The 24,735-nt window shown below is 60.9% G+C and carries 25 protein-coding genes; 15 read left to right on the top strand and 10 right to left on the bottom strand.

The genetic code is table 11. From position 1 onward, the window contains the following. Nucleotides 1–28 precede the first annotated feature (28 nt). The 7 genes from ACLD1X_RS25355 (at nucleotide 29) to ACLD1X_RS25325 (ending at nucleotide 6,172) form a co-directional block, all read left to right on the top strand. Nucleotides 29–988 carry an AraC family transcriptional regulator gene (locus tag ACLD1X_RS25355; protein ID WP_429372445.1) on the top strand — a complete coding sequence of 320 codons (960 nt, stop codon included), beginning with the start codon at nucleotides 29–31 and terminating at the stop codon, nucleotides 986–988. Between the two features lie 290 nt (nucleotides 989–1,278). Next, nucleotides 1,279–2,643: a benzoate 1,2-dioxygenase large subunit gene (benA, locus tag ACLD1X_RS25350; protein WP_429372443.1), complete on the top strand. Its 1,365-nt coding sequence runs from the start codon at nucleotides 1,279–1,281 to the stop codon at nucleotides 2,641–2,643. Continuing rightward, the gene (benB, locus tag ACLD1X_RS25345; RefSeq protein ID WP_429372441.1) at nucleotides 2,640–3,128 is read left to right on the top strand and encodes a benzoate 1,2-dioxygenase small subunit; all 489 of its coding nucleotides are present in this window, start codon (nucleotides 2,640–2,642) and stop codon (nucleotides 3,126–3,128) included. Before benA ends, benB begins: the two co-directional genes overlap by 4 nt. Nucleotides 3,129–3,138: 10 nt before the next feature. After that, entirely contained in the window at nucleotides 3,139–4,152 is a 1,014-nt protein-coding gene (gene benC / locus ACLD1X_RS25340; protein ID WP_429372439.1) for a benzoate 1,2-dioxygenase electron transfer component BenC, read from the top strand. 187 nt (nucleotides 4,153–4,339) lie between these two features. Continuing rightward, nucleotides 4,340–5,113 (top strand): 1,6-dihydroxycyclohexa-2,4-diene-1-carboxylate dehydrogenase, encoded by a 774-nt coding sequence (locus tag ACLD1X_RS25335; RefSeq protein WP_111285178.1) that lies wholly within the window; start codon nucleotides 4,340–4,342, stop codon nucleotides 5,111–5,113. Nucleotides 5,114–5,155: 42 nt separating this feature from the next. Continuing rightward, nucleotides 5,156–5,854, top strand: coding sequence for an alpha/beta hydrolase (locus tag ACLD1X_RS25330; protein ID WP_429372436.1), 699 nt, complete (start codon nucleotides 5,156–5,158; stop codon nucleotides 5,852–5,854). A 117-nt stretch (nucleotides 5,855–5,971) separates the two neighbouring features. After that, entirely contained in the window at nucleotides 5,972–6,172 is a 201-nt protein-coding gene (locus ACLD1X_RS25325) for a DUF2188 domain-containing protein (protein WP_429372434.1), read from the top strand. A 51-nt stretch (nucleotides 6,173–6,223) separates the two neighbouring features. Here ACLD1X_RS25325 and osmE read toward each other — a convergent pair whose 3' ends face one another. Together osmE and ACLD1X_RS25315 are read right to left on the bottom strand one after the other, a co-directional pair. Then, a complete protein-coding gene (osmE, locus tag ACLD1X_RS25320) occupies nucleotides 6,224–6,571 on the bottom strand; it encodes an osmotically-inducible lipoprotein OsmE (protein ID WP_429372432.1) in 348 nt (115 codons plus the stop codon). A gap of 13 nt (nucleotides 6,572–6,584) precedes the next feature. Further along, nucleotides 6,585–6,824 (bottom strand): hypothetical protein, encoded by a 240-nt coding sequence (locus tag ACLD1X_RS25315; protein WP_085718877.1) that lies wholly within the window; start codon nucleotides 6,822–6,824, stop codon nucleotides 6,585–6,587. A 195-nt stretch (nucleotides 6,825–7,019) separates the two neighbouring features. On the opposite strand from ACLD1X_RS25315, the gene ACLD1X_RS25310 reads away from it, so the two are divergent. After that, nucleotides 7,020–7,355, top strand: a complete 336-nt coding sequence (locus ACLD1X_RS25310; RefSeq protein ID WP_429372430.1) for a hypothetical protein — start codon at nucleotides 7,020–7,022, stop codon at nucleotides 7,353–7,355. A gap of 55 nt (nucleotides 7,356–7,410) precedes the next feature. On the opposite strand, the gene ACLD1X_RS25305 is transcribed toward ACLD1X_RS25310, so the two are convergent. Further along, on the bottom strand, nucleotides 7,411–7,971 hold the full coding sequence (locus tag ACLD1X_RS25305; protein WP_429372428.1) for an RrF2 family transcriptional regulator: 561 nt from the start codon (nucleotides 7,969–7,971) through the stop codon (nucleotides 7,411–7,413). Nucleotides 7,972–8,290: 319 nt separating this feature from the next. Between ACLD1X_RS25305 and ACLD1X_RS25300 the strand changes: the two genes are divergently transcribed. From ACLD1X_RS25300 to ACLD1X_RS25285, 4 genes are all read left to right on the top strand, one after another. Beyond that, the gene (locus ACLD1X_RS25300) at nucleotides 8,291–9,493 is read left to right on the top strand and encodes an NAD(P)/FAD-dependent oxidoreductase (protein WP_429372426.1); all 1,203 of its coding nucleotides are present in this window, start codon (nucleotides 8,291–8,293) and stop codon (nucleotides 9,491–9,493) included. 135 nt (nucleotides 9,494–9,628) lie between these two features. Next, the gene (locus ACLD1X_RS25295; RefSeq protein ID WP_429372424.1) at nucleotides 9,629–10,918 is read left to right on the top strand and encodes an NAD(P)/FAD-dependent oxidoreductase; all 1,290 of its coding nucleotides are present in this window, start codon (nucleotides 9,629–9,631) and stop codon (nucleotides 10,916–10,918) included. A gap of 25 nt (nucleotides 10,919–10,943) precedes the next feature. Then, the gene (locus ACLD1X_RS25290) at nucleotides 10,944–11,498 is read left to right on the top strand and encodes a helix-turn-helix domain-containing protein (RefSeq protein WP_429372422.1); all 555 of its coding nucleotides are present in this window, start codon (nucleotides 10,944–10,946) and stop codon (nucleotides 11,496–11,498) included. A gap of 20 nt (nucleotides 11,499–11,518) precedes the next feature. Beyond that, entirely contained in the window at nucleotides 11,519–12,865 is a 1,347-nt protein-coding gene (locus ACLD1X_RS25285; protein ID WP_429372420.1) for a glutamine synthetase family protein, read from the top strand. 373 nt (nucleotides 12,866–13,238) lie between these two features. On the opposite strand, the gene ACLD1X_RS25280 is transcribed toward ACLD1X_RS25285, so the two are convergent. The 5 genes from ACLD1X_RS25280 to ACLD1X_RS25260 all read right to left on the bottom strand — a co-directional run bounded on the left by ACLD1X_RS25280 (nucleotide 13,239) and on the right by ACLD1X_RS25260 (nucleotide 18,184). Continuing rightward, nucleotides 13,239–13,760: a DUF3304 domain-containing protein gene (locus tag ACLD1X_RS25280; protein WP_429372418.1), complete on the bottom strand. Its 522-nt coding sequence runs from the start codon at nucleotides 13,758–13,760 to the stop codon at nucleotides 13,239–13,241. Nucleotides 13,761–13,797: 37 nt separating this feature from the next. Then, nucleotides 13,798–16,116 (bottom strand): T6SS phospholipase effector Tle1-like catalytic domain-containing protein, encoded by a 2,319-nt coding sequence (locus ACLD1X_RS25275; RefSeq protein WP_429372416.1) that lies wholly within the window; start codon nucleotides 16,114–16,116, stop codon nucleotides 13,798–13,800. Further along, nucleotides 16,104–16,637, bottom strand: a complete 534-nt coding sequence (locus ACLD1X_RS25270; protein ID WP_429372475.1) for a DUF3304 domain-containing protein — start codon at nucleotides 16,635–16,637, stop codon at nucleotides 16,104–16,106. Before ACLD1X_RS25270 ends, ACLD1X_RS25275 begins: the two co-directional genes overlap by 13 nt. Before the next feature lie 428 nt (nucleotides 16,638–17,065). Continuing rightward, entirely contained in the window at nucleotides 17,066–17,233 is a 168-nt protein-coding gene (locus tag ACLD1X_RS25265) for a hypothetical protein (RefSeq protein WP_429372414.1), read from the bottom strand. A gap of 330 nt (nucleotides 17,234–17,563) precedes the next feature. Beyond that, nucleotides 17,564–18,184 (bottom strand): glutathione S-transferase family protein, encoded by a 621-nt coding sequence (locus tag ACLD1X_RS25260; RefSeq protein WP_429372412.1) that lies wholly within the window; start codon nucleotides 18,182–18,184, stop codon nucleotides 17,564–17,566. 349 nt (nucleotides 18,185–18,533) lie between these two features. On the opposite strand from ACLD1X_RS25260, the gene ACLD1X_RS25255 reads away from it, so the two are divergent. Next, nucleotides 18,534–19,859: an OprD family porin gene (locus tag ACLD1X_RS25255; protein WP_429372410.1), complete on the top strand. Its 1,326-nt coding sequence runs from the start codon at nucleotides 18,534–18,536 to the stop codon at nucleotides 19,857–19,859. 97 nt (nucleotides 19,860–19,956) lie between these two features. On the opposite strand, the gene ACLD1X_RS25250 is transcribed toward ACLD1X_RS25255, so the two are convergent. Next, complete coding sequence (locus ACLD1X_RS25250; RefSeq protein ID WP_429372408.1) at nucleotides 19,957–21,258, bottom strand: hypothetical protein; 1,302 nt, start codon at nucleotides 21,256–21,258, stop codon at nucleotides 19,957–19,959. A 348-nt stretch (nucleotides 21,259–21,606) separates the two neighbouring features. Between ACLD1X_RS25250 and ACLD1X_RS25245 the strand changes: the two genes are divergently transcribed. Further along, the gene (locus tag ACLD1X_RS25245) at nucleotides 21,607–22,707 is read left to right on the top strand and encodes a polyamine ABC transporter substrate-binding protein (RefSeq protein WP_429372406.1); all 1,101 of its coding nucleotides are present in this window, start codon (nucleotides 21,607–21,609) and stop codon (nucleotides 22,705–22,707) included. A 143-nt stretch (nucleotides 22,708–22,850) separates the two neighbouring features. On the opposite strand, the gene ACLD1X_RS25240 is transcribed toward ACLD1X_RS25245, so the two are convergent. Continuing rightward, complete coding sequence (locus tag ACLD1X_RS25240; protein WP_429372404.1) at nucleotides 22,851–23,639, bottom strand: AraC family transcriptional regulator; 789 nt, start codon at nucleotides 23,637–23,639, stop codon at nucleotides 22,851–22,853. Nucleotides 23,640–23,724: 85 nt separating this feature from the next. On the opposite strand from ACLD1X_RS25240, the gene ACLD1X_RS25235 reads away from it, so the two are divergent. Next, the gene (locus ACLD1X_RS25235; RefSeq protein WP_429372402.1) at nucleotides 23,725–24,723 is read left to right on the top strand and encodes a bile acid:sodium symporter family protein; all 999 of its coding nucleotides are present in this window, start codon (nucleotides 23,725–23,727) and stop codon (nucleotides 24,721–24,723) included. The last annotated feature ends 12 nt before the right edge of the window (nucleotides 24,724–24,735 follow it).

Raw genomic sequence — 24,735 nt, 5'->3', positions numbered from 1 at the left:
AACCGATAACAAAAACGAGAGTGACCTGATGATGCAAGCGCAACTGTTGAGTCAGCGCAGCCGGGTGTTCGACCAGGCCGACCCTTATGCGGTGTCGGGCTACGTCAATCAGCACGTCGGCAACCATTGCATCCTCATGCCCCGTACGGGGCGGCCACTGGCCAGTCTCGACCACCGAAAGTTCGCCAGTCTCGACCTGTGCCGTATCAGCTACGGCGCGAGTGTACGGGTGACCTCGGGCGCACTGGAGAACATCTATCACCTGCAAGTGTTGCTGCGCGGCAATTGCCTGTGGCGCGGGCATGGCCAGGAGCATTACTTCGCCCCCGGCGAACTGCTGCTGATCAACCCCGACGATCCGGTGGACCTGACGTACTCCGACGATTGCGAAAAATTCATCCTGAAGATTCCCACCCGGTTGTTCGAGTCGGTTTGCGATGAGCAGCGCTGGCAGTATCCGGGGCAGGGCGTACGGTTCCTGGAGAACCGCTATCAATTGGGCGAGCTGGAAGGTTTCGTCAACCTGCTGGCGATGATTTGCCAGGAAGCGGAGGCCACCGAGCAGATTCCCAGGGTGCAGGAGCATTACGCCCAGATCATCACCAGCAAGATGCTGAGCCTGATGAAAACCAACGTCAGCCGCCTCGAACCCGGTTCCCGGGCCGCCACCTTCGAAGCCATTGCCGACTATATCGCGAGCAATCTCAAGCGGGACATCGACAGCGAGGAACTGGCGCGCCAGGCGCACATGAGCTTGCGCTCGTTGTATGGCCTGTTCGAACGCAACGCCGGCCTGACGCCGAAAAACTACCTGCGCCAGAAGCGTCTGGAACGCATCAACGCCTGCCTCAGCGACCCGACCTGCAACGTGCGCAACATCACCGAAGTGGCCATGGACCATGGCTTCCTGCATCTGGGCCGGTTTTCCGAGAGCTACCGCAAACAATTCGGCGAATTGCCGTCCGATACCCTCAAGCGCCGGCATTGACCGGGGGCCTTCATACGACTTGCGCAGCCGCCTCGAAAACCTGTGGGAGCGGGCTTGCCCGCGAAGAGGGAGTGTCAGTCGGCATTGACCTTGCCTGACACACCGCCTTCGCGGGCAAGCCCGCCCCCACAGGTTCCGAGTATTGATGGATGTGCATGTCGGCAAACCTGGCTTCTACAAAAAATCCCCTTGCACAAAACGGATAAAGGTCTGCACCCCGCGGATATTCCCACCTGATCCCCCGTCCTAGCATGACCCCTGCCTGAACAATAACAATGGAGGCGGCGGCCATGACCCTGCGACCCGAATATTTGCATTCCCTGCTTGAAGACGATCCCGAGCAGGGCCTCTATCGCTGCAAGCGCGAGATGTTCACCGACCCCCGGTTGTTCGATCTGGAGATGCAGCACATCTTCGAAGGCAACTGGCTCTATCTGGCCCACGAAAGCCAGATCCCCAACATCAACGATTTCTACACCACCACCATGGGGCGCCAGTCGGTCTTCATCGCGCGCAACAAGGACGGTGTCCTCAACGCCTTCATCAATGCCTGCAGCCATCGCGGCGCGACCCTGTGCCGGCACAAGTCCGGCAACAAGAGCTCCTACACCTGCCCGTTCCACGGCTGGACGTTCAACAACTCCGGCAAGCTGCTCAAGGTCAAGGATCCGGCGAACGCCGGCTACCCGTCGAGCTTCAACTGCGAAGGCTCCCACGACCTGACCCGCGTGGCGCGTTTCGAGTCCTATCGCGGCTTCCTGTTCGGCAGCCTCAACGCCGATGTACTGCCGTTGGTCGAGCACCTGGGCGAGTCGGCGAAGATCATCGACATGATCGTCGACCAGTCCGCCGATGGCCTGGAAGTGCTGCGCGGCTCTTCCAGCTACATCTACGAAGGCAACTGGAAGCTCACCGCCGAGAACGGCGCCGACGGCTATCACGTCAGCTCCGTGCACTGGAACTACGCGGCCACCCAGAACCAGCGCAAGCAGCGCGAAGCCGGCGACAGCAATCCGACCATGAGCGCCGGCAGCTGGGCCAAGCAAGGCGGTGGTTTCTATTCCTTCGACAAGGGCCACATGCTGCTCTGGACCCGTTGGGCCAACCCCGAGGACCGTCCGCTGTACGAACGTCGCGACGAACTTGCCCGGGATTTCGGCAAGGCCCGCGCCGACTGGATGATCGAGAACTCACGCAACCTGTGCCTGTACCCCAACGTGTACCTGATGGACCAGTTCAGCTCGCAGATCCGCATCGCCCGGCCGATCTCGGTCAACCGCACGGAAATCACCATCTACTGCATCGCGCCCAAGGGTGAAAGCGACCACGCGCGGTCCAGCCGGATTCGCCAGTACGAGGACTTCTTCAACGTCAGCGGCATGGCCACGCCGGACGACCTGGAGGAATTCCGTGCCTGCCAGACCAGCTACCAGGGCAGCGTCACCACCTGGAACGACATGTCCCGTGGCGCCGGGCACTGGATCGAAGGCGCCGATGACGCGGCCAGGGAAATCGACCTGCATCCGCTGCTCAGCGGCGTGCGCACCGAAGACGAAGGCCTGTTCGTGCTGCAACACAAGTATTGGCAGCAAACCATGCTCAAGGCCCTGGCCGCCGAGCAGTCTAAGTTGATCGCCGTGGAGGACGTGCAATGAGCATTTCCTTTGACACCGTGCGCGACTTTCTCTACCGCGAAGCGCGTTACCTCGATGACCGGCAGTGGGACGAGTGGCTGGAGCTTTATGCCCCGGATGCAACGTTCTGGATGCCGTCCTGGGATGACAACGACGAATTGACCGAAGACCCGCAGCGGGAAATCTCGCTGATCTGGTACGGCAACCGCACCGGCCTGGAAGACCGCATCTTCCGCATCAAGACCGAGCGCTCCAGCGCCAGCGTGCCGGACACCCGCACGTCCCACAACATCAGCAACATCGAGCTGCTCGAGCAGGCCGACGGACTGTGCAAGGTGCGCTTCAACTGGCACACCCTGAGTTTTCGCTACAAGACCGTCGACAGCTATTTCGGCAGCAGTTTCTACACCCTCGACGTGCGCGGTGAAAACCCGTTGATCAAGGCCAAGAAAGTGATCCTGAAGAACGACTACGTTCGCCAGGTCATCGATGTTTACCACTTGTGAGGCGGCCGTCATGACCCATTCCATCGCGTTCAATTTCGAAGACGGCGTCACCCGTTTCATCGACGCCAATGCCGGCGAAACCGTGGCCGACGCCGCGTACCGCCAGGGCATCAACATCCCGCTGGACTGCCGCGACGGCGCCTGCGGCACCTGCAAGTGTTTTGCCGAGGCTGGCCAGTACGACCTGGGTGAGGAGTACATCGAAGACGCCCTCAGCCCCGAAGAGGCCGAACAGGGTTTTGTCCTGACCTGCCAGATGCGCGCCCGCAGTGACTGTGTGGTGCGGGTGCCGACGTCCTCGGAAGTCTGCCGTACCCGCCAGGCCAGCTACGACGCGACCATCAGCGCCGTGCGCCAGTTGTCCGACAGCACCATCGCGCTGTCGATCAAGGGCGAGTCCTTGAGCAAGCTGGCGTTCCTGCCGGGGCAATACGTGAACCTGGGGATTCCCGGCAGCGAACAGACCCGTGCCTATTCATTCAGTTCGTTGCAGCGCGATGGCGAGGTCAGCTTCCTGATCCGCAACGTGCCGGGCGGCTTGATGAGCAGTTTCCTCACCGGCATGGCCAAGGCCGGCGACAGCATGCGCCTGGCCGGACCCTTGGGCAGTTTTTACCTGCGTGACATTCGCCGTCCGTTGCTGCTGTTGGCCGGTGGCACCGGGCTGGCGCCGTTCACCGCGATGCTGGAGAAGATCGCCGAGCAGGGCAGCGATCACCCGCTGCATCTGATCTACGGCGTGACCCACGATTTCGATCTGGTGGAGCTCGATCGTCTGCAAGCCTTCGCCGCGCGTATCCCCAACTTCACCTTCAGTGCCTGCGTCGCCAGCCCCGAGAGCCAGCATCCGCTCAAGGGCTACGTGACCCAGCACATCGAGCCCAGGCATTTGAACGATGGCGACGTCGACGTCTACCTGTGCGGCCCGCCGCCGATGGTCGAGGCGGTCAGCAAGTTCATTGGCGAGCAAGGCATCAAGCCGGCGAATTTCTACTACGAAAAATTTGCTGCCAGCGCGGCGTAAATCGCGAAGTGATCGCGAGGGCGTACTGAAATACCGCCCTCGGCAAAAAATCCCCTGTAGGAGCGAGCATGCTCGCGATGGTCGTTAACGATAACGCGCGCTTTCTGAATAGACGCGGCGCTCAGAAGAACTTCGCGAGCAAGCTCGCTCCTACAAGCGTATGGGCATCCGTCGTCACGAGGTACACATGAACAGATTTCACGAAAAAGTCGCACTGATCACCGGCGCAGCCCAAGGCATCGGGCGGCGGGTGGCCGAGCGGATGGCCGCGGAAGGGGCGAAGCTGATCCTGGTGGATCGTTCCGAACTGGTGTTCGAAGTGCAGCAACACCTGGCGCCGGCCAGCCAGGTTCTGGCCCTGACCGCCGACCTTGAGCAATACGAGGAATGCTGCCGGGTGATGCAAACCGCCGTCGAGCGATTCGGTCGTCTCGACGTGCTGATCAACAACGTCGGAGGCACGATCTGGGCCAAGCCGTTCGAGCACTATGAGGCGTCGCAGATCGAGGCCGAGGTTCGCCGTTCGCTGTTCCCGACCTTGTGGTGTTGCCATGCGGCGCTGCCGTTCATGCTGGAGCAGGGCAGCGGGGCGATCGTCAACGTCTCCTCCATCGCCACCCGCAGTCTCAACCGCGTGCCCTACGGTGCGGCAAAGGGCGGGGTGAACGCCTTGACCGCTTGTCTGGCATTCGAAACCGCCGGTCGTGGCGTGCGGGTCAACGCCACTGCGCCTGGCGGCACCGAAGCACCGCCGCGACGCATACCGCGCAACGGTGCCGAGCAGAGTGAGCAGGAAAAACACTGGTACCAGCAGATCGTCGACCAGACCCTCGACAGCAGCTTGATGAAACGCTACGGCACCCTGGATGAGCAGGCGGGGGCTATTCTGTTTCTGGCCAGCGACGAAGCGTCCTATATCACCGGCATGGTCATGCCCGTGGGCGGCGGCGATCAGGGCTGACGCAAGCGACTAACAACCCCATCGGCAATCGGAGACATGATGATGAGTGTCAAACCCACGATCGTGCTGGTCCATGGTTTTTGGGGCGGTGCTGCCCACTGGAACAAGGTCATCGTCAAATTGCTCGGCCGTGGTGACACGCACGTCCGTGCCGTCGAGTTGCCGCTGACCTCCCTGGCCGAAGATGCCGAGCGTACGCGCAAGATGGTCGCCCAGGTGCCGGGGCCGGTGCTGCTGGTGGGGCATTCCTATGGCGGCGCGGTGATCACCGAAGCCGGCGACCAGCCGAATGTGGTGGGCCTGGTGTACATCGCCGCCTTCGCGCCGGACGCCGGTGAAAGCCCCGGTGGCATCACGCAACGGCATTTGCCGGCAGCGGCGGCCAACCTGGCGCCCGACAGTGACGGATACCTGTGGGTCAAGCCCGAGCTCTATCACGAAAGCTTCTGCCAGGACCTGCCGGCGACCGAAGGGTTGGTCATGGGGCTCACCCAGAAAGCGCCGCTGGCCAGCACCTTCGGTGACACCATCAGCAACGTGGCCTGGAAGAACAAACCGTCGTGGTATCAGGTTTCCAGCGCAGACCGGATGATCGCGCCGCAAAACCAGCAATGGATGGCCGAGCGACTGAATGCCCGGGAGATCCTGACCTTGAATGCCAGCCATGCGTCACTGGCGTCGATGCCTGCCGAAGTGGCGGCATTGATCGACAGGGCAGCGACAGCGTTGGCCGAGGGTTAGGGGCCAGGTGCAACCGAAATCGGGAATTTCCAGCGCGACATCTGGTCGGTATTTCACAGAAGGGTGGGTGTAAGGTAAACAAGTCAACCTGAGAACACTGCCCAGGAGGAGGTGACCATGAGCGTTCCGATGTTGAACAAAATGCACATGAACGGTTACGACGTACTCAGCGTGAACAACGGCCCCTGGCGGGTATGCACCCAGGGTGACCGGCTTGGCTCGTTCGACAGTCGAGAAGAGGCGCTGGCGTTTGCGGCAGCCCTGCCGGGCTACAGGGCGCGAGCCACCCGGCCTGCGCGCAGCCACCAGGCCAAATGAAAGCAGGCTTGAAGCCCCGGTCCGCCGGGGCTTTTGCCGTAGGGGGCAGGGTCAGTAGCCGCCACCGCCGCTGCGGACCGGTTCCCGGGCTTTTTGCTGCATGTGGCTCCATTCCGCGCAGGTCATGAAGCTCTTGTGGTCGACCATGCCACGGCCATCGAAGCTGACGTTGTACGGTTGCTGATGGCCGGCCTGAGTCAGCCTGTAGTCAAAGCAGGTACCGGGTTCGATGGTGCGATCGCTGACCGCCAGGGGCTGGCCACCGATTTGCCGGACTTGCTCCTGAGTCATGCCAGTGTTGACTTTCGCGACCAGCGGCTGGTCCTGGTAGATCGAGTTGGTGCTGCAGCCTGCCAACGCGGTCAGTGCAACGACCAGCGTGAATAGAGGCCTGTTCATGGCAGCGCTCCCGCTATTGAGCCTTGTTGCGGCTAATGACCTTGGCTTTCACTTCCTCGGCATAGCCGGACAGTTTTGCTTCATCCCCCTGAAACAATGAACACAGTCTTTTAACGGCTTGTGCGTCGGCTTCGCTCCCGAGCAGGCGCAATTGCTCCTCTATGCGCAGAAGCTCCACGGCCGACCAGCGCAAATCTGACGCAAGCCCTTGCAGATCACGCCGAAGCTGCTGTTCCGATTCGTTAAGCCACATGATGATCTCCTGAATACTGCACTCCGGAATTTTAGACCGGTTTACCGGATGTTGTGTTCGTCTGAATCAGCCGGGCTTCCTTTGGTCGGGGAACTAACCGAGAGAAGCGATATCAATGACAGTCGCCAAATCGTCGGGATGGCTGTACGGACGACGGCAAGCTACATTCACTTATTTCGAATTCAAGGAAGCAGCATGCGGATGTTGATGGGGGGAGTCGTGCTGGCATTGCTGGCCGGGTGTTCGTTGCCGGCATCGCTGGTTCCGGGTGAGCCGAATGTCAGCAAGCACAGCGCGAAGGCGCCAAAAGAATATGCGGCCTGTGTTTTGCCGGCCTGGCAAAAGGTAGTACCGAATACGACCCAGGTGTCGATCTCCAACGGATTCCGGATCACCGCACCCAGCGTGATCACGGCCGACGAAGTGCTGGATATCGTGAAGTACAAGGATGGCAGCCAGGTTTCCCTGTATCAGGGGCCACCCTGGGCCAAATCCGGCGACCTGCGCAAGATCGTTCGCGACTGCCTGTAGGCACGCGAGCGTGAAAAGAACCGGATGCCTGGCGTGCATCCGGTTTTTTTGTGGGTCAGTCTGAAAGGTCGGTCGTCGGGATGAGTTGCTCGCTGCCCTGGGTGGCACTTTTGCGTTCCCGGCGCTCGTTCATCCAGTTTTCCACCTTTGCGCCGAACTCCGCTGGGGCTTTGCGCCCGACTTTCCTGGCGATGTCCAGGATGGTCTGCTGGGCGAGGGCCTCTTCCATGCGTTTTTGCGCCACCATCATCGCGCCATTGACCGCGCACGGGCCGTCCAGTGCCCATTCCGGCGGGGCGCCATCAAACACGGCGCAACGGCCGCGGATCTCCCGACAATCGAAAATCGACTTGCGACCGTCGATGGCGTTGACGATATCCAGCAGGCTGATTTCGTCAGCGGGCCGCGCCAGCTTGAAGCCGCCACGCATGCCTTCGGTGGCGACCACCAGTTTGCCCTTGGCCAGTTTGGTGAAGATTTTCGCCAGATAGTCCAGGGGAACGCCTTGCAGTTCGGCAAGGTCACGCACGCTCGCCTCACGCGAGTCGCCGCCATTGCCGACGAGAAAAAGCAGGCAGTGGATGCCGTACTCGACACCCGCGCTGTAAAGAGACATACAGATCTCCGACTTGATTAGTCGCCAATCCTAGCAGCCTAAAGCAGCCCGGGCAACGAACCGTCGCGTCCGGAATTTTCTTTTCCAGCTTGAAATGTCGGCGTTATGCACGTTCTTGAGCCTTTTCTGGCAAGGCATCAGTGCTTTCGATGCCGGTCATCAAAAAAAACGGCTTGCAGGATTTAACTTGGATCAATACAGTCGTAGTTGTTCGAGCGACACAGGTCGGCGATTCTCGAAAGACGCCGGCCTCATGCCCGCTCCCGATGAGCGTGACCCATCACGATCGACAACACTTGTTTATCCTCTGGAGTTAAAAATGAAGCAGCAAATTCTGGTGATCGGCGCAGGTTTCGGTGGCATGTGGACCGCTTTGAGTGCCACGCGCCTGTTCGACATTCACGGCCACGACGACGTTGAAGTGACTGTGCTGGCTCCTCAGGCCGAGCTGCGTGTACGTCCGCGTTTCTACGAGCCGAACGCCCACCAACTGGCTGCGCCGATTGGCGATCTGTTCGATGCTGTAGGGGTCAGGTTCATCAAGGGCGCGGCGCAGACCATCAACGTCGAGCAAAAGCAGGTCGGCTATGTCGATGCGGCAGGTGCCCAGCAAGTCTGCAGCTACGACAAACTCGTTCTGGCCACCGGCAGTCGCCTGGCGTCACCGAACACTCCGGGCGTGGCCGAACATGCGTTCGACGTCGATCAGATCGAACAGGCCGTGCGCCTGGAAAACCACCTCAAGGCGCTGGCCAACCAGCCCGAAAGCACGGCACGCAACACGGTGGTGGTGGCCGGTGGCGGTTTCACCGGGATCGAAACGGCGACTGAAATGCCGACCCGCCTGCGGGCCATCTTCGGCGACCGTGCCGACATCAATGTGATCATCGTTGACCGCGGCGACAAGGTTGGCGGCTCGATGGGTGAGCAAATCGCCGAGTCGATCGCCGAGGCCAGCGTGGCGACTGGGGTGAAATGGCACTTGAAGGCCTCGGTCGTGTCGGTCGACGCCGACGGCGTGACCCTGTCCGACGGTGCGCGTATCGATGCCAGGACCGTGGTCTGGACCACCGGCGTTCGCGCCAGCTCCCTGACCGAACAGATTCCGGCCGAACGCGATCACCTGGGCCGCCTGCATGTGGACGCACACCTGAAAGTCATTGGTCAGGAAGATATCTTCGCCACCGGCGACGTGGCCTACGCGGCCAGTGACGAGATCGGCAACTACGCCTTGATGACCTGCCAGCATGCGATTGTCTTGGGGCGTCACGCCGGCAATAACGTGGCGGCACAGATCCTCGGTGTGGACCCAACGCCGTACAGCCAGCCGAAATACGTGACCTGCCTCGACCTGGGCGCCTGGGGTGCGGTGTACACCGAGGGTTGGGATCGTCAGGTCAAGTTGGTCAAGGAGGAGGCCAAGTCGCTGAAAACCCAGATCAACACCCAATGGATCTATCCGCCAGTAGCGAACCGTGACACCGCATGGGCCGCAGCGGATCCGTTGATCCCGATTGCCTGATACATTCGCTGACGCGTCTGAATGCCAATCCCGCCCAAGTCCTCTTGGGCGGTTTTTTTTGCGCTCCATTTGCCTGTGTGAAATTAACCGTGTATTTTTTCATGAAATTATAAATAAAAAATTTCATGAGGCCGTATGTTTCAGCAATCCACCCGGCATGTTGCCAGTTACTACGCCCATAGCTGCGCCGATCGTCTGGTCGAACGAACCGCACTGGAAGGTGAGCAAGACACTGAAGTGCTGATCATCGGGGCCGGTTTCAGCGGCTTGCACACCGCATTGCGCCTGGCGCTGGCCGGCAAGCGCGTGACCTTGCTCGAAGCCAGCCGGGTGGCGTGGGCCGCGTCCGGGCGTAATGGCGGGCAGGCGATTCTCGGCTGGTCGTGCGACATGCCACCGCTGGAAGCGGCGCTGGGATACGAACGGGCGCGGCGCTTGTGGGACGGCATGCGCTGGGCTGCGCGCGAACTGCGTGATCTGCCCGGCCGCCATGAATTCGACTGCGACTACCGCGCCGGCCATCTCTGGACCTCGGTGATGCCACGGCGAGTGGGGCTGCTGACCGAGTGGCAGCACGAGGCGAGCCACAAGTGGGGCCATGACAAACTGCAATTTATCGAGCGCAGCGATTTGCCGCGCTGGGTTGCCAGCGAGCGCTATCAGGCCGGCCTGTTCGATCCCGAGGGCGGGCATTTGAACCCGTTGAAACTGGCCCTGGGCCTCGCGGATGCGATTGAGCGGGCCAGTGGCCGCATCCACGAACAAAGCAAGGCGCTGAGCTATGCCGAGGAGGGCGACGGCTTTGTGGTGACCACCGAGCGCGGTCGCATCCGCGCCGATGTGCTGGTGCTGGCGTGCAACGCCTACCTGGATCGACTCGACCCGCAACTGGCCAGTTGCGTGTTGCCGGTCGGGACGTATCAGGTCGCGACCGAGCCGCTGACGACCGAGCAAGCCACCGCGCTGCTGCCGAGCAACGTGTGCGTGACCGACAACCAGTTCGTGCTCGATTATTTCCGGCGCACCCCGGATAACCGCCTGCTGTTCGGCGGCGGTTGCACTTACCTGGGCGGGATGCCGAAGGACATCGCCGCGGCGACCCGGCCGTTCCTTGAACGCGTGTTTCCGCAACTCACCGGCGTCGGGCTGGAGTTTGCCTGGGGCGGACACATCGACCTGACGCTCAAGCGCACACCGGATATCGGACGGCGCGGCGACCTGTACTGGATGCAGGGCTATTCCGGGCATGGCGTATTGCCGACACTGGCCGCGGCGCGGGCGGTGTCCGACGCGATACTCGGTCAGCCCGACGAACTGTCCCTGTACCAGGGCCTGAACAACGGCAGCTTTCCCGGCGGCAAATACCTGGCCGCGCCGCTGGAAGCCATCGGCAAGGCCTGGTATCGACTGCGCGACAGTATTTGAAGCGACACTTTCTGGAAGCCTCAAGATGGACATGCAAGAAGAAATCTCGGCGTTGGCGATCCTGATCCAGGACCTGCGCAAGCACAAGAAGTACACCCTGAAGGAGCTGGCGGACAAAATCGGTCGCTCCGTCGGTTTCCTGTCCCAGGTCGAGCGCGGTCTGTCGCGCCCGACCGTGGCGGACCTGACCGCCATCAGCGAAACCCTGGGCGTGCCCACCACCTATTTCTACAGCCTGCCCAAACCCATGGCCCTGGCCTGGGTCACCCGCCCGGACGAGCGCCGCACGCTGTACTACGCCGACGGCATTACCGACATCCTCGTTTCGCCAAAAATGCGCGCCTCGTTCTCGATGCTCGAAAGCCGGCTGGAACCCGGTGCCAGCAGCGGCGACCGGCACATGAAGGACAGCTCGGAGCAGGGCGGCTACGTCCTCGAAGGCGAGCTGACCCTGTGGCTCGACGACAACCAACCGGTGACCCTGCATCAAGGTGACAGCTTTCAACTGGCCAGCCATGCGCACTGCCGCTACGGCAACCTGTCCGACCAACCGACCCGCGTGCTTTGGGTTTACACCTGATAACAACAAGGAACAAATCGATGGATGCTGTGTGCTCTGAACTGCTGGCCGAGGTTCGCAACTTCCGCCACTGCAACCCCGAAGTGCGCTACGTCGACCTGATCTCCCTGGACATTCCCGGGCATTTCTACGGCAAGCGCTACCCGATCGAGATGCTCGAAAAAGTCGCTGCCGGCAGTGCACTGAAGCTGCCGCAGAACTGCGTGCTGCTCGGCACCCAGGGCGGGCTGTTCAAGATCGGTGATTACTGCTTCAACGACGGCGACCCGGATGCGCTCCGGCGCCTGGTGCCCGGCACGCTGAAACGGGTGAACTGGGAAAAACAGCCATTGGGCCAGATGCTGATAACCTCCGACGGCACGCAAAAACCGATTGTCTTCGAGCCCCGCGAGGTACTGGCGCAGGTGCTGGAGCGGCTCAAGCGCAAGGGCATCCATCCGGTGGTGGCGTTCGAACTGGAGTTCTACCTGTTCGACAGCCGCCTGAAGGACGGCTTGCCGCAATTTCCCCGTGACGAGCTGACCGGCGATGCCGATGATCAGCCGAACATGCACATCGAACGCCTGTCGCGATTTGCCCCGGTGCTCGATGAAATGGTCGAGACCGCGCGTGAGCAAGGCGTCGATGCCACGGTGATCACGGCCGAGCTCGGCCCGGGACAGTTCGAAATCAACTTCGGCCATTGCGATGACGGCCTGCGCGCCGCCGACTGGGCCGCCCTGTTCTGCCGCAGCACCCGGGGCGTGGCGCTCAAGCACAACCTGCGCGCCAGCTTCATGGCCAAACCTTACTTGCAGCACCCCGGCAGCGGCATGCACGTGCATGTCAGCCTGTATGACCAGGCTGGCAACAACCTGTTGGCGGCGAACGGCCAGCGGGCGCTGCGTCATGCGGTGGCCGGTTGCCTGGACGTGTTGCCGCACTGCATGCCGATTTTTGCCCCGAACCACAATGCCATGCGCCGCTTGAGCGGCACGGTGAACGTCGCCTCCCGCGCCAGTTGGGGCTTCGAGGATCGCGATGCGTGCCTGCGCATTCCCGAGTCGGACATCAAGAACCTGCGCATTGAACATCGCCTGGCGGGCGCCGATGCCAACCCGTACCTGGCGTTGGCGGCAATTCTGGTGGGGTTGGAGCAAGGTCTGGAAGGGGAGCGCGAGCCGATTGCACCGCTCAACGAAGACCGCAGCAGTGGCATCGACTTTCCGTTGGAAATGCTCGAAGCGGTACAGTCCATGCAAACTCATGCATCACTGCGCGAAGGCTTGGGGGCGGAGTTTGTGGACGTCTATTGCGAAAACAAACGTCAGGATCATCTGGCATTTCTGCATGACATCAGTGCGCGGGAATATCGCTGGTTCCTTTAGTAGCCCTTGAAAAATATGTGGATATTTAAGGACTTGGAGCGATTAGTAACTAGATAGTGAATAAAAATATCTTGTTACAGCGTGAAATATTCCGTAATATCCGCGCCGCGTTCACCACCACGGTTTATGCATTTTTAAATCCCAGGCGTCCATCAGCTGCCTGGGATTTTTTTTGCCTGAGATTCCGTGTGCATGGCGAAGATCAAAAGATCCCAGGCTGCGCCAGCTCCCGCAAGGCGTACGCCTGACCCTTGTAGGAGCTGGCTTGCCAGCGAAGGCAGCTCGGAAGCTAATTGTTTTTCAGGGTCCAACCCCGTATCTGCGGTCATGGCATTCAGAGTTTCGGCCTCATCGCCGTGACGAAATCACCGCGTTACTTAGGACATGACCGGGGCTCCGGCAATTGCAGCGGGGTCTTGATCGGGTATTCGGGGTTGCCGTAGGCGTAGCAGGAAGTGGTCACCTGGAGCTCATCGCAGGGCAGGAAGTGCACGGTGAGGCCGCAGGTTTTTTGGCCGGTGTAGTCTGGGATGGGGACGAGTTTGCTGTGTTTGCGCTTTTGCGCATTCACTTTTTGCTTCCAAGCAAAGTACTTGGGCCGATCAGCAAAACCAGGGAAATCATCGGAATAAGCCACCCCAGTCTCCCAGTTGACGCGCACCGTCATCCCCGGCTTCCAGCGAGCCGGTGCGACGTAACAACAACCCCCACCGCCACCTTGGTACGGGCCAATAATGTCGATACCCGACCGACCCTCCACGCTGAAGCGATTGATGGCCCAGTGGGTGTGATTGATGGCTTCGAGAGAACCGGCCTCGGCGTTTTGCAGGAGCACGGCCGTAATCAGGCCCGCTAGAGCCCGAATTTGCAGGCGACACGCATTGCGATGGGACATGGATAGTGTTCCTTTTACCGAGTGTCGAACATGCGGATCAGACCTGTGCATCGCCTGCCTCGCCGACTTTGCGGTAAAAGTCCTCCCAGATGGCGTCGATGGCCTGGTGGACCTCGGCCAGGCGTTGCGCATCCATGACCGGAGGGTGTGCCGCCACGCCAGGTGCATAGGCCGGCAATGGCGTGCCACTCGCCAGCATTGCCGACTGCGTTTCGGGATTGAGGGCCAGCTCCCTGCGGCTGGCTTCGCCGAAGAACACCATGCGTTCACGAAAATAACTGCCCAGCGGTTCGCGCCCGAACGAATAAAGGAACCAGGCGCGGGAGTCGTGGACCTGATCATCGAACAGTGCCCGCAGCAGGCCCGCCGGCTGATGGGCGTTGCGGCTTTCGTCGACATTGCCCCGGTTCTTTTCGTCCCAGTGATTGCGTTCGCGCTCCGGAGGGGGAAACAACTCGCTGACCCTGGCCCGACCGGCGGCCTTCATCTGCCGGCATTCGACCCGCGCATCGGCGGTGATGATGCGCATTACGACTGCAGGCGGGGCGTTGGCCGGTAATACTCGGCTCAGACTGGAGGCGAGGTGATCGGGGTCGTGATAGTTCGCACGGAATTCCTCGGCCGCTTCGCGCAGTTGGGTTCTTGCAAGGTCCGGGTCGAAATCCGGGACCCCGGGCGCCCGGGGCGTTTTTGGCGTGCGCCCGTCGCGTTCGCGGGCGCGTTGTTGGAGGCGGTTTTTTTCAATCTCCGCCTGGGCTTTTTTACGCGTGGTCTCGGCGGTGGCTCGTGTGTCGGGATCAGCGTGGGTATCGCTCGCGTCGAGATAGAAGGCGGTCTTTCTCAGACTGGCGAAGGCATAGCGGTCGATGCGCCAGGCGGTGATCCAGCCGAGCTGTTCGCGTACGGCTTGTTCGAGAGTTATGGTGGATGGGAGCGGTTGGTATCGTTCGGTCTGTTCAGTGGGCAGCGGCTGAGAAACAGCGGGTAATCCCAACGTTATCTGGCGCCAGGCGTTGAAGCGCGTAACCAGACTTGTAGAAACATCAAACTGTTGGGCCAAATCATCTTCCATAGCCCGCCAGAGTTCACCGCGTAATTTAATTGGCAAAGTGTTTTTCGGCACTTTGAGAGGGGCCCCGAAAGCGAAGGCATCGCCATACAAATCATTCAGCGCGATCTGCGATAGCAGTAGACCGTCGCCTTCGACGCTGTCCTTGCTAACAGCTTTACCCTGATCACCCGGCGGATACCCCCCACCCTGATCGGAATGCACCCCCGGATAGAGCACCTCCTCACTATTGACCGGGTACATACCGCTCTCACGACGAATCGATTCCAACGGAAAACACAATCGTTGCTCATGGCTGGCCACCAGATGCAAACAGCGCTTGACCAGTCCGCCACCGGGTAACTCCTGATTGCCATCGGCCCAGCTCATATGACCGTTCGCGCCCGGCACGATATCGGCGAAGCCCACCGAGGCCACGGTGTCCAGCAGCCCCAGATACTCCACGCTGACGGGCAGCTCCAGGTCGCCCAGTTTCAGCGCTGGCGTATAACGCATCAACTCGTTCAACCAACTGACAAAGGCCCGCGCCGCCGCCGCGCCACGGGAAAAGCCATAGACAAACAGCTTGATACCCAAGAGCTTGGACAGACCGGGCTGCGGCTGGCTCAGGGCGATATGCAAGGGTTTTTCTATGGCCTTGAGCTGCTTGCGAAACTCGACGCGGCGGTTCGTCTGCGCCGTCGCCCACTCCATGCCCGGCACGGTACCCATGGCCTTGACCGCCGCCAGCAGACTGGCGTCGTCCAGCCGTGGCTGGCCCAGTGCACGGCGCAGGGCGTCGATGATCATCAGCAGGCCCCAGTTGATCCGTTCCTCGCCGTACCAGGCGCCGGCCAGCCCCAGCGTGGTGTAATCCAGGTCGCCGACTTCCGCAAAAGGCGTGCCCACACCGGGCATGTAGTACTTGAAGTACTCGCCATAGCCCGTACCCGCGGCATCGGTCAGGCGCTGAGCCCTGGCGTTGTGCGCAGTGCCACCGGCATGGCCGTCGCCGATGCTGGCGCGGAACAGCCGGGCGATATTGGTCGGGTGGGGTGGAGTGGATTCGTACAGGTCATTGTTGAGGTTATTGCCGGTGCCGTCGAAGAACAGGCTGATGTGCAGGGACTTGCAGCATGGCAGCAGCACACGGCGACCGGCGGCCAGGCACAGGGCGTCATGGTAGTCCCGCTCCTGCTGGCGCTGGCGATGGAGGTTAAGCTGAACCTGATACGCCCGGCGGGGCAGGCGACCCTCCAGCGGAAATGGCGGCGGATGGCAGACGCTGGCATGTTTCACTTCGGACATGACTGAGGCTCCGGCAGGTGCAATGGGGTGTTGATCGGGTAGTCGGGGTTGCCGTAGGCGTAACAGGAGGTGGTGACCCGGAGGTCATCGCAGGGCAGGAAGTGCACGGTGAGGCCGCAGGTTTTTTGGCCGGTGTAGTCGGGGACGGGGACTATTTGGCTGTGTTGGCGTTTTTGAGCATCGACCTTATCTATCCATGCCAAGTACTTGGGTCGATCGGCAAACCCTGGGAACTCGTCGGCGAGATCGCTCACCCCACTTGCCCCAGTCTCCCACTCAACCCGCACCGTCATCCCCTGCCTCCAGCGCGACGGCGCGCTGTAACAACACCCCCCACCCCCGCCTTGATATGGCCCGATAATGTCGATTCCCGAACGACCCTCAACGCTGAATCGATTGATGGCCCAGTGGGTGTGATTGACCGCTTCAAGCGTGCCAGCCTGGATGCTTTGGGCGAACAAAGTACCGACTAAAACGCAGAACAAGGACAGCGGATACCTAGCGAATGGCAATCTCGGCATAGGCCGTTTGACGTGATGGGCGAAGGGATGGCCAAGGCGTTTGCTGCCGTGGAAGGCGAAGACATCGAGACCATAGTCAAGGTTACGGCCCCGGCGTTTGAGGCGGCTGTCATCGAAGAAGGTGCACAGTTGGGGGAGCATGATCAGGCCTTCCTGGTCGGAATGGGGGCGAGCAGGAAGGGCTGCGTTTGCGCCCCGGTCCTGGGGCTGCATAGCTTTGGTGAAGTTGATTTAGTTACAAATAGGACGTTTCCGTGTGCTTTGTAGGATGCATCCGGTAATTAGCCTGCTACGTTGTTGCAGGCTTAACGCCTAAGGAGCTGCGCGCGTTTCAGATCCCATCCCTCGATGATCAGTCGAGAGCTATCGCTCCTGACGGAGCGATAGTCGAAATACAAGGAGCTGCTGCAGGCCGCGATCTTTTTCTATTACCCGCTTATCTTTACGTCACTGAATCCAGCATCGACGCACGCTTGCCGAGCCTCATCAGCCAGTAATAACTCAACGCCGGCACCAGCAACCCGACGATCCACGCCCAGGACGAAACCGTCCTCCTGCTGCATGTCGATGATCAACTGCGTGTTGTTATTGTTCATTGGGCAAACCTGATCAAAGGCAAAACACGATGCACCGCACGCGCTTGAAATGCAGGTGAGAAGCGGTCCATTCACCGCGCAGTCAAGCCCGCGCGGCACCGGAGGAAAGGGCGAGTGATGGGAGACGAGCAGTCATCATGGGTATCGACTCTTTTGGGAACGAGGCTACCCCCACAGGACAAATGCGTACCTGCAGGAGCGAGCCTGCTCGCGAAAACCTCTGGACAACGCGCTCATTCAGATGGCCGGCGTTATCGTTGGCGTCCATCGCGAGCAAGCTCGCTCCTACAGGGACGGCGACATGGCGGCTGTTTTGTGTTCGGCGACCGCTCAGGAATGGTTGAACACATTCAGGCCGCGTTGCACCGCCGGCCTGGCCTCGACCCTGTCGAACCAGCGCGATAGCTGCGCAAGCTGCTTCCAGTCCAGCCGGTCACGGAACGCGGTGGCGATGGTGAACGCCGCAATGTCGGCCATGGAGAACTGCTCTCCGGCCATGAATTGGTCGGTCAAAAAACTCTCCGACCAGGTCAATTGCTCGATCACCCGCAGATCGATGGTCGCCGCCGCCTTGTCCTGCCCCGCCTGGTGCAGGAAAAACGCGGCATGGCTGGGGGCGATGACATCGGTCACGAAAAAGAAATAGCGGTCGATCACCCGGATGCGCTCAGGCCCTGGCTGCGCCGGTGCCAGCCGCCCGGGCGCCTTGGCATCGGCGTACTGGATGATGGCGTTGGACTGGTTGATGATCAGCGTCGGCGTTGTCCCGTGATCGATCAGGGTCGGGACTTTCCCGGCCGGGTTGAGCGCCAGGAAGGCCGGCCCGCGCTGCTCCTGGGCATACAGGTCGAGCTTGCGTGCCGTGTAGGCGATACCCGATTCTTCCAGGGCGATGGCTGCCCGCAGACTGTTGCCGGTGTTGGCGCCATACAGCTCAATCAGATCGTTCATGAGTCATTGCTCTTGTCGGGACTTACAGGCAGCCACCAAACACTGCCGATGATGTCAGTATGATGAAAATTCGCCGCACCGATATGCAAAAACAGTGACCGACCGTACCTCGGCGCGACAAGCCATATCCCTCCACGAAAACTACTTTCACCACGTTTGATAATAGCTTCTCGAAATGTTTTAAGAGTTTCACAAACCAGTCAGTAAACCCTCAATTCGAACGACGCATTTCACTCATCGAGCGCGCCTGTTTTCGCGCCCGTGTTGAGCGCTGTTGCGTGGGCGGCAATCGGATCCTGTCTGGCGCTGAAACCATCAAATAACGATAAGAAACACCCAGGAGCACCGTATGTTCAAACGAGCGATTCCCACTGCAGTCCTGTTGGCCAGCGGTTCGCTGTGTGCGCAGGCCGCCGATAGCGCAACCCATGGTTTTCTCGAAGACAGCAAGGCCAGCGTGTCGATGCGTACCCTGTACTTCAACAGCGACAATCGCGACGGCGCAGCCGATCCTTCGAAAACCGAAGAGACGGCCCAGGGGTTCGTATTGCGCTATGAGTCGGGGTTTACCCAGGGCACGGTGGGGTTCGGGCTCGATGCCCAGGCATTGCTCGGCATCACACTGGACAGCGGAGCGGGGCGCCATGTCGGTAGCGGAATGATTCCTTCTGACGGCGATGGCGCGGCCGACGCCTGGAGCAGCTTCGGCCCGACGGCGAAGATGCGCCTTGCCAGGACTGAACTGCGCTACGGCACCTTGCTGCCCAAGTTGCCGATCCTTCTGGCGAACGATGCCCGTGTGTTGCCGCAATCGTTTACCGGTGCGCAGGTCACCTCGAACGACATCGATGGCCTGACGTTGACCAGCGGTGTGCTCGAGCACGCGGTAGGGCGCGCGTCGACGGACCGCACAGGCTTGTCGGTCGCCGGCAGCACGCGCGAGAGCAACAAGTTCTACTACGCCGGTGGTGACTACAACCTCACCCGGAATCTGAAAACCCAGTATTACTTCGCGCAGCTGGAGGACTTCTACAACCAGAACTTCTTCGGCCTGACGCACATCCTGCCAATCGACAGCGCCAGCTCACTGACCACCGACCTGCGCTACTTCCGCACCACCTCGAGCGGTGCCAACAGCTCGGCCTCCGGTCGTGCGCAAGGTTATCGGGTATCGGGCTACACCGATGACAATGATGGTGAAATCGACAACAGCACCTGGTCGGCGATGGTCACCTACACCCATGGCGGCCACGCGGTGTCGGTGGGGCACCAGCGTGTGGGCGATGGCAGCAACTTCGTCCAGCCCAATCAGGGCAGCCTGGTGGACAAGGGTGCAGGCGGCGGCAGCGTCTATCTGCCCACCGACAAGATGATCCAGAACTTCGCCCGGGCCGGCGAGCAGACGAATTTCGGGCAATACACCTACGACTTCGCGCCCATGGGCATGCCGGGCCTGAAAGCCTCGATCGTGTACCTGAAGGGCACGGACATCAAGGCGCAGAACGCCAGCGACCAGTCCGAGTGGGAGCGCGACATGACCCTGGACTACGTGTTGCAGTCGGGCACGTTCAAAGGGGTAGGGTTCACACTGCGTAACGCCAAGTCCAATACCGATGCAGGCCGCAACGTGGAGCAGAACCGGTTCATCATCAACTACACGTTGTCGTTGTTGTAATCACACCACAACCCCTGTGGGAGCGAGCCTGCTCGCGAAGGCTGCGTGTCTGACGACATTAATGCGTCTGGTACACCGCTCCCACAAGAAATCGCTTTCAGGGTTGCTCGTTTTTAGCCTTCACGCCCTTGTCCCACAGCGCAACCAACCCGCCGAACGTCCCGACATAAGCCGTGCCATCCGGCGCCAGCGTGATCGGCGACCAGTTGTTGTCGAAGGCCTGGCCGACCCCGCTCAAGGCCTTGAATCGGGTCTTGCCGCTGGCGAAATCCAGCGCCATCAGGTACCAGGCGTTCTCGCCGTCGGATTGCGGCTCGAAGGTGTAGAAGTACAACAGGCCGTTGCCCACCGAGAGTTTCGGCACTACCGAAGGTGAACGCTCCTTCGATTCCCAGATCCGGTCGCAGCCCGACTCATCGCTGCGGATGTCGATGCGGCTGATGCCGCCGTGCACGGCCTGCCAGTCTTTCTGCGCGAAGGCGCTGGTGTAGCCGGCGTTGTTCTCGAGGATGATCGAGCGGCCCCAGCCGATGGCCGAGTTGTCGGTGGCCGAGGCGTTGTTGTCGAACACCGGCAGTTTGCAGATCAGGCGGTTGCCGGCGTAGTCCTGCTCGCGACGATAGACCAGCAGGTTGATGCGCCCGTCGCTGTTGTCGGTGATGGTGACGTAGCGCTCGCCAAGCAGGGTCGGGGTGGTGCCGCTGCCCTGATTGATCGCACCGACCTTGCGCCCGGTGCCACGGTCGTAGACTTCGCGCCAGCCTTGCACGGGCTTGCCATCGGAATCGGCGGCGAAGCGGTGCATGGCGTGTTCGGACACCAGGTAGACGCCATCGGCCGCCACCGACAGGCCGTTCTGGATTTCTTCATTGGCCAATTGAATGCCCTGGACCTTGCCGGTGTCCGGGTTCAGGGTGCCGATGCGCCCGCGCCGGGTGATCCACCAGATCAAGCCCTGGTGATCGGGCATGACGCCGGTGACGGGATCGCACTCGCCCTTGGGGAACCAGGAACCGGGGCGCACGCAATCGTGGGGAATCTCGTCGCTCAGGTCCCAGTCATCAACCTTTTCGAATGTCCAGGCACCTGAAGTGTCCTGACGATGCACCACGCGCTGGATGTGCTGCCCGGCATCGGCGATGACCACGCGATTGTGTTCGTCGACATAGAAATAGGCGCCGGAGGTGTCCGCCATGATCTTGTCCGGGTCCAGGGTAATCAGTGCATGGAAGGTCGACGGACGTGGCGGCAGCGGGTGGGCGGGCACCGCACCGCTCAACGGTTGCGCCACGGCGGCGCTGCCGATCAGTGGCGTGGCATTGCCGGTGCTGGCCAGCGGTTGCGGGTCATAGGGTTCGGAACAGGCACTGAGCAGGCCGAGCAGGGGCAGGGCAAGCAAGAGTGGAACACGCGTCGAAGCCTCGCGATCTTGTTATTGGTGTGATGCGCAATAAGCAGCAACGAGGCTGCGCAGGCATCGGCTGTTTGGACTAACCGTCGGTGAAATGCCTCGCGAGGCCGATCGATACGGACAGGTATTTTGGCCGTTTCGATCTCCTTTTGGCCTGCCTCACGCTGTGAACCGGCCACGCCGTCGGCAAGAATCAGACGCGGGTTGCCAGCTCGGCAACCCCGGTCAAAACACAAGCAAAAGCTTCACTTCCTTGCCCTTGGCTATTTTCAAGGCTGCTGCCGTGTACAGAACATAAAAACCATCGAACTCACGCCACACTTGGGGAAATGATCCATGGACTCAATGAAACGCATGCTGGGCGCCACCGTTTGCGGACTGTCGCTGTTGGCCAGCGCGGTGCAAGCCGAGCAGCACGAATTGCGGGTGTACAACTGGGCCGACTACATCCTGCCGTCCGTGCCCAAGGATTTTGCCAAGGACACCGGGATCAAGGTGACCTGGGACACCTTCGACACCAACGAGTCACTGGAAGCCAAGCTGCTCACCGGCAACTCGGGTTACGACCTGGTGGTGCCTTCGAACCAGTTCATCGAAACCCAGATCAAGGCGGGGGTGTTCCAGAAACTCGACAAGTCCAAACTGCCGAACTGGTCGCACCAGGACCCTGCGTTGCTCAAGCTGCTGGACAAGAACGACCCGGGCAACCAGTACGGCGTGCCCTACATGTACGGCACCGTGCTGATCGGTTTCAACCCGGCCAAGGTCAAGGCGGCGCTGGGCGAGAATGCGCCGGTGGACAGTTGGGACCTGGTGTTCAAGCCCGAGAACATGGAGAAGCTCAAGGCCTGTGGGGTGGCGATGCTCGATTCGCCGTCGGAGATCCTGCCGCTGGCCCTGCATTACCTGGGGCTGGACCCGAACAGCCAGAACCCGGATGACTACGAAAAAGCCAAGGCGCTGATGCTCAAGGTTCGCCCTTACGTCACCTACTTCAACTCCGCCAAATACATGACCGACATCGCCAACGGCGATATCTGCGTGGCCATCGGCTACTCCGGCAGCTTCTATCAGTTCGGCAATCGCGCCAAAGAGGCGGGCAACGGCGTGGTCGTCGACTGGCGCCTGCCCAAGGAAGGCGCGCCGATCTGGTTCGACACCTTCGCCATCCCGAAAAGCGCGAAGAACGTGGCTGAAGCCCACGAGTTCCTCAACAACCTGCTGGACCCGAAAGTCATCGCGCCGATCAGCGACTTCCTCGGTTACCCGAATGCCAACAGGGACTCGCTGGCGCTGATCGACAAGGACATCACCGGCAACCCGAACCTGACGCCGACCAGTGAGGCACTGAAGACGCTGTACGTCGTGCAGCCACTGCCGCAAAAGCTTGAGCGGGTGCGTACCCGGGTCTGGACCAGCATCAAGTCCGATCAATAACCCCAGGCTATTTATGTGAAGTCCCTGTAGGAGCGAGCTTGCTCGCGATGGTCGTCAACGATAACGTTGGTTGGCAGGTGCCCTGCGGCGTTCTCGGGTTTCTCGCGAGCAAGCTCGCTCCTACAGGTTGTCTTGTGCAGGGCTCAGCGAAAGAACTCTCCCGGAGTTTCGCCGAACTGCTGGCGGAAGGCGGCGATGAAGGCTGAGGTCGAGTCGTAGCCACAGGCCAATGCGACGTCGGTCACTCGTTCGCCCTGTTCGAGTGGTGTCAGGGCGCCGAGCAGGCGCAAGCGTTGTCTCCAGGCGCGAAAGGTCAGGCCGGTGTCGCGCAGGAACAGGCGACTGAGGGTTTTCTCGGTGACGCCGAATCTGTCGCTCCAGTGACTGAGCGTGGTCTGTTGCTCAGGGTGCGATTCCAGGCTTTGAGCGATCTGGCGCAATCGGCTGTCCTGAGGCAGCGGCAGCATCAAGTCGATCTGTGGCGCCTCGGCCAACTGATCCAGAATCACCTGGGCCAACCGACCGTGCGGGCCGTCCTGATCGTATTCCACCGGAATCTGGCTGAAGGCACGGATCAGCTCGCGCAGCAGATCGCTGACCCCCAACACATGACAGCCCGGCGGCGCCCACGTCGAGACGCTGCAATCGATGTACAGGCTACGCATTTCCGTGCGCGGCGAGCTGAACACCCGGTGCGGCATGCCCGCCGGAATCCACACCGCACGCTCCGGCGGGGCCACGAAGCGCCCGGCGCCGGTCTGTATTTCGAGCACGCCCTGAATCGCATAGGACAGTTGCACCCACGGGTGGCTGTGACGCCGGGTCAGTGCGCGATTGGGCAGCGATTCGGTACGGCCGTAGAGTGGTCGTGGCAAGCTGGACAGCCCGGGAATACTGCGCCGGATACTTTTGTCATGTCCTTTAGGCGGCATCTGCTGGCTCATCGGCGTTAGTCGGTAATTCACAAGCACGTTAGAGTCGCTTTCACGTACTGGCAACCCCCGGATGATCAAGCCCATGACTCGCCCCCGTTTGTTACCCGACAACTTCACCCTGACCCTGATCGGCGTGGTGACGCTCGCCAGCCTGTTGCCCGCCAGCGGCCAGGTCGCGGTCGGTTTCGGCTGGCTGACCAACATCGCCATCGCGCTGTTGTTTTTCCTGCATGGCGCCAAGCTGTCCCGCGAGTCGATCATTGCCGGGGCCGGGCACTGGCGCCTGCATTTGCTGGTGTTCAGCCTGACCTTCGTGGTGTTTCCGTTGCTCGGTCTGGCGCTCAAGCCGCTGTTGTCGCCGCTGATTGGCAACGACCTGTACATGGGCATGCTTTACCTGTGCGCGCTGCCTGCCACAGTGCAGTCGGCGATTGCCTTCACTTCGCTGGCGCGGGGCAACATTCCGGCGGCGATTTGCAGCGCGGCGGCGTCCAGCCTGTTCGGGATCTTTCTCACGCCGTTGCTGGTGACCCTGCTGTTGAATGTGCACGGCGAAGGCTCCTCGACCCTCGACGCCATCCTCAAGATCAGCGTGCAGTTGCTGCTGCCGTTCATTGCCGGGCAAATCGCACGACGCTGGATCGGCAACTGGGTGGCGCGCAACAAGAGCTGGCTGAAGTTCGTCGATCAGGGCTCGATCCTGCTGGTGGTCTACGGCGCGTTCAGCGAGGCGGTGATCGAAGGCCTATGGCATCAGATTCCGCTGCTGGATCTGCTCGGGCTGGTGGTGGCGTGCTGCGTGGTCCTGGTGCTGGTGCTGGTGGCCTCGACCGTATTGGGCAAGGCATTCGGTTTCAATCAGGAAGACCGCATCACCATTCTGTTCTGTGGCTCGAAGAAGAGCCTGGCAACCGGTGTGCCGATGGCGCAGGTATTGTTTGCCGGTAGCACCATTGGCGTGCTGATCCTGCCGTTGATGCTGTTCCACCAGATTCAGCTGATGGTCTGTGCGGTGCTGGCGCAGCGTTATGCCAATCGGCCGGAATCGATCCCGGAACTGATGGCCCAGGTCGATCCCTGATTCGCCAGCCGT

This window comes from Pseudomonas sp. 18173 (assembly GCF_050432945.1).
GTDB lineage: Bacteria > Pseudomonadota > Gammaproteobacteria > Pseudomonadales > Pseudomonadaceae > Aquipseudomonas.
Note: the sequence above shows the minus strand (reverse complement) of the source record. Positions and strands in the feature narration are given on the sequence as shown.

Excerpts from the sequence above, each read along its gene's own strand:
- ACLD1X_RS25310 (WP_429372430.1), top strand. The coding sequence starts at position 7,020 with ATGCGGATGTTGATGGGGGGAGTCGTGCTGGCATTGCTGGCCGGGTGT.
- ACLD1X_RS25270 (WP_429372475.1), bottom strand. The coding sequence starts at position 16,637 with ATGCCGAGATTGCCATTCGCTAGGTATCCGCTGTCCTTGTTCTGCGTT.
- benA (WP_429372443.1), top strand. The coding sequence starts at position 1,279 with ATGACCCTGCGACCCGAATATTTGCATTCCCTGCTTGAAGACGATCCC.
- benC (WP_429372439.1), top strand. The coding sequence starts at position 3,139 with ATGACCCATTCCATCGCGTTCAATTTCGAAGACGGCGTCACCCGTTTC.
- ACLD1X_RS25245 (WP_429372406.1), top strand. The coding sequence starts at position 21,607 with ATGGACTCAATGAAACGCATGCTGGGCGCCACCGTTTGCGGACTGTCG.
- ACLD1X_RS25290 (WP_429372422.1), top strand. The coding sequence starts at position 10,944 with ATGGACATGCAAGAAGAAATCTCGGCGTTGGCGATCCTGATCCAGGAC.
- ACLD1X_RS25255 (WP_429372410.1), top strand. The coding sequence starts at position 18,534 with ATGTTCAAACGAGCGATTCCCACTGCAGTCCTGTTGGCCAGCGGTTCG.
- ACLD1X_RS25305 (WP_429372428.1), bottom strand. The coding sequence starts at position 7,971 with ATGTCTCTTTACAGCGCGGGTGTCGAGTACGGCATCCACTGCCTGCTT.
- ACLD1X_RS25295 (WP_429372424.1), top strand. The coding sequence starts at position 9,629 with ATGTTTCAGCAATCCACCCGGCATGTTGCCAGTTACTACGCCCATAGC.
- ACLD1X_RS25285 (WP_429372420.1), top strand. The coding sequence starts at position 11,519 with ATGGATGCTGTGTGCTCTGAACTGCTGGCCGAGGTTCGCAACTTCCGC.
- ACLD1X_RS25235 (WP_429372402.1), top strand. The coding sequence starts at position 23,725 with ATGACTCGCCCCCGTTTGTTACCCGACAACTTCACCCTGACCCTGATC.
- ACLD1X_RS25325 (WP_429372434.1), top strand. The coding sequence starts at position 5,972 with ATGAGCGTTCCGATGTTGAACAAAATGCACATGAACGGTTACGACGTA.
- ACLD1X_RS25240 (WP_429372404.1), bottom strand. The coding sequence starts at position 23,639 with ATGCCGCCTAAAGGACATGACAAAAGTATCCGGCGCAGTATTCCCGGG.
- ACLD1X_RS25300 (WP_429372426.1), top strand. The coding sequence starts at position 8,291 with ATGAAGCAGCAAATTCTGGTGATCGGCGCAGGTTTCGGTGGCATGTGG.
- ACLD1X_RS25280 (WP_429372418.1), bottom strand. The coding sequence starts at position 13,760 with ATGTCCCATCGCAATGCGTGTCGCCTGCAAATTCGGGCTCTAGCGGGC.
- ACLD1X_RS25315 (WP_085718877.1), bottom strand. The coding sequence starts at position 6,824 with ATGTGGCTTAACGAATCGGAACAGCAGCTTCGGCGTGATCTGCAAGGG.
- osmE (WP_429372432.1), bottom strand. The coding sequence starts at position 6,571 with ATGAACAGGCCTCTATTCACGCTGGTCGTTGCACTGACCGCGTTGGCA.
- ACLD1X_RS25265 (WP_429372414.1), bottom strand. The coding sequence starts at position 17,233 with ATGAACAATAACAACACGCAGTTGATCATCGACATGCAGCAGGAGGAC.
- ACLD1X_RS25330 (WP_429372436.1), top strand. The coding sequence starts at position 5,156 with ATGAGTGTCAAACCCACGATCGTGCTGGTCCATGGTTTTTGGGGCGGT.
- ACLD1X_RS25275 (WP_429372416.1), bottom strand. The coding sequence starts at position 16,116 with ATGTCCGAAGTGAAACATGCCAGCGTCTGCCATCCGCCGCCATTTCCG.
- ACLD1X_RS25335 (WP_111285178.1), top strand. The coding sequence starts at position 4,340 with ATGAACAGATTTCACGAAAAAGTCGCACTGATCACCGGCGCAGCCCAA.
- ACLD1X_RS25260 (WP_429372412.1), bottom strand. The coding sequence starts at position 18,184 with ATGAACGATCTGATTGAGCTGTATGGCGCCAACACCGGCAACAGTCTG.
- benB (WP_429372441.1), top strand. The coding sequence starts at position 2,640 with ATGAGCATTTCCTTTGACACCGTGCGCGACTTTCTCTACCGCGAAGCG.
- ACLD1X_RS25355 (WP_429372445.1), top strand. The coding sequence starts at position 29 with ATGATGCAAGCGCAACTGTTGAGTCAGCGCAGCCGGGTGTTCGACCAG.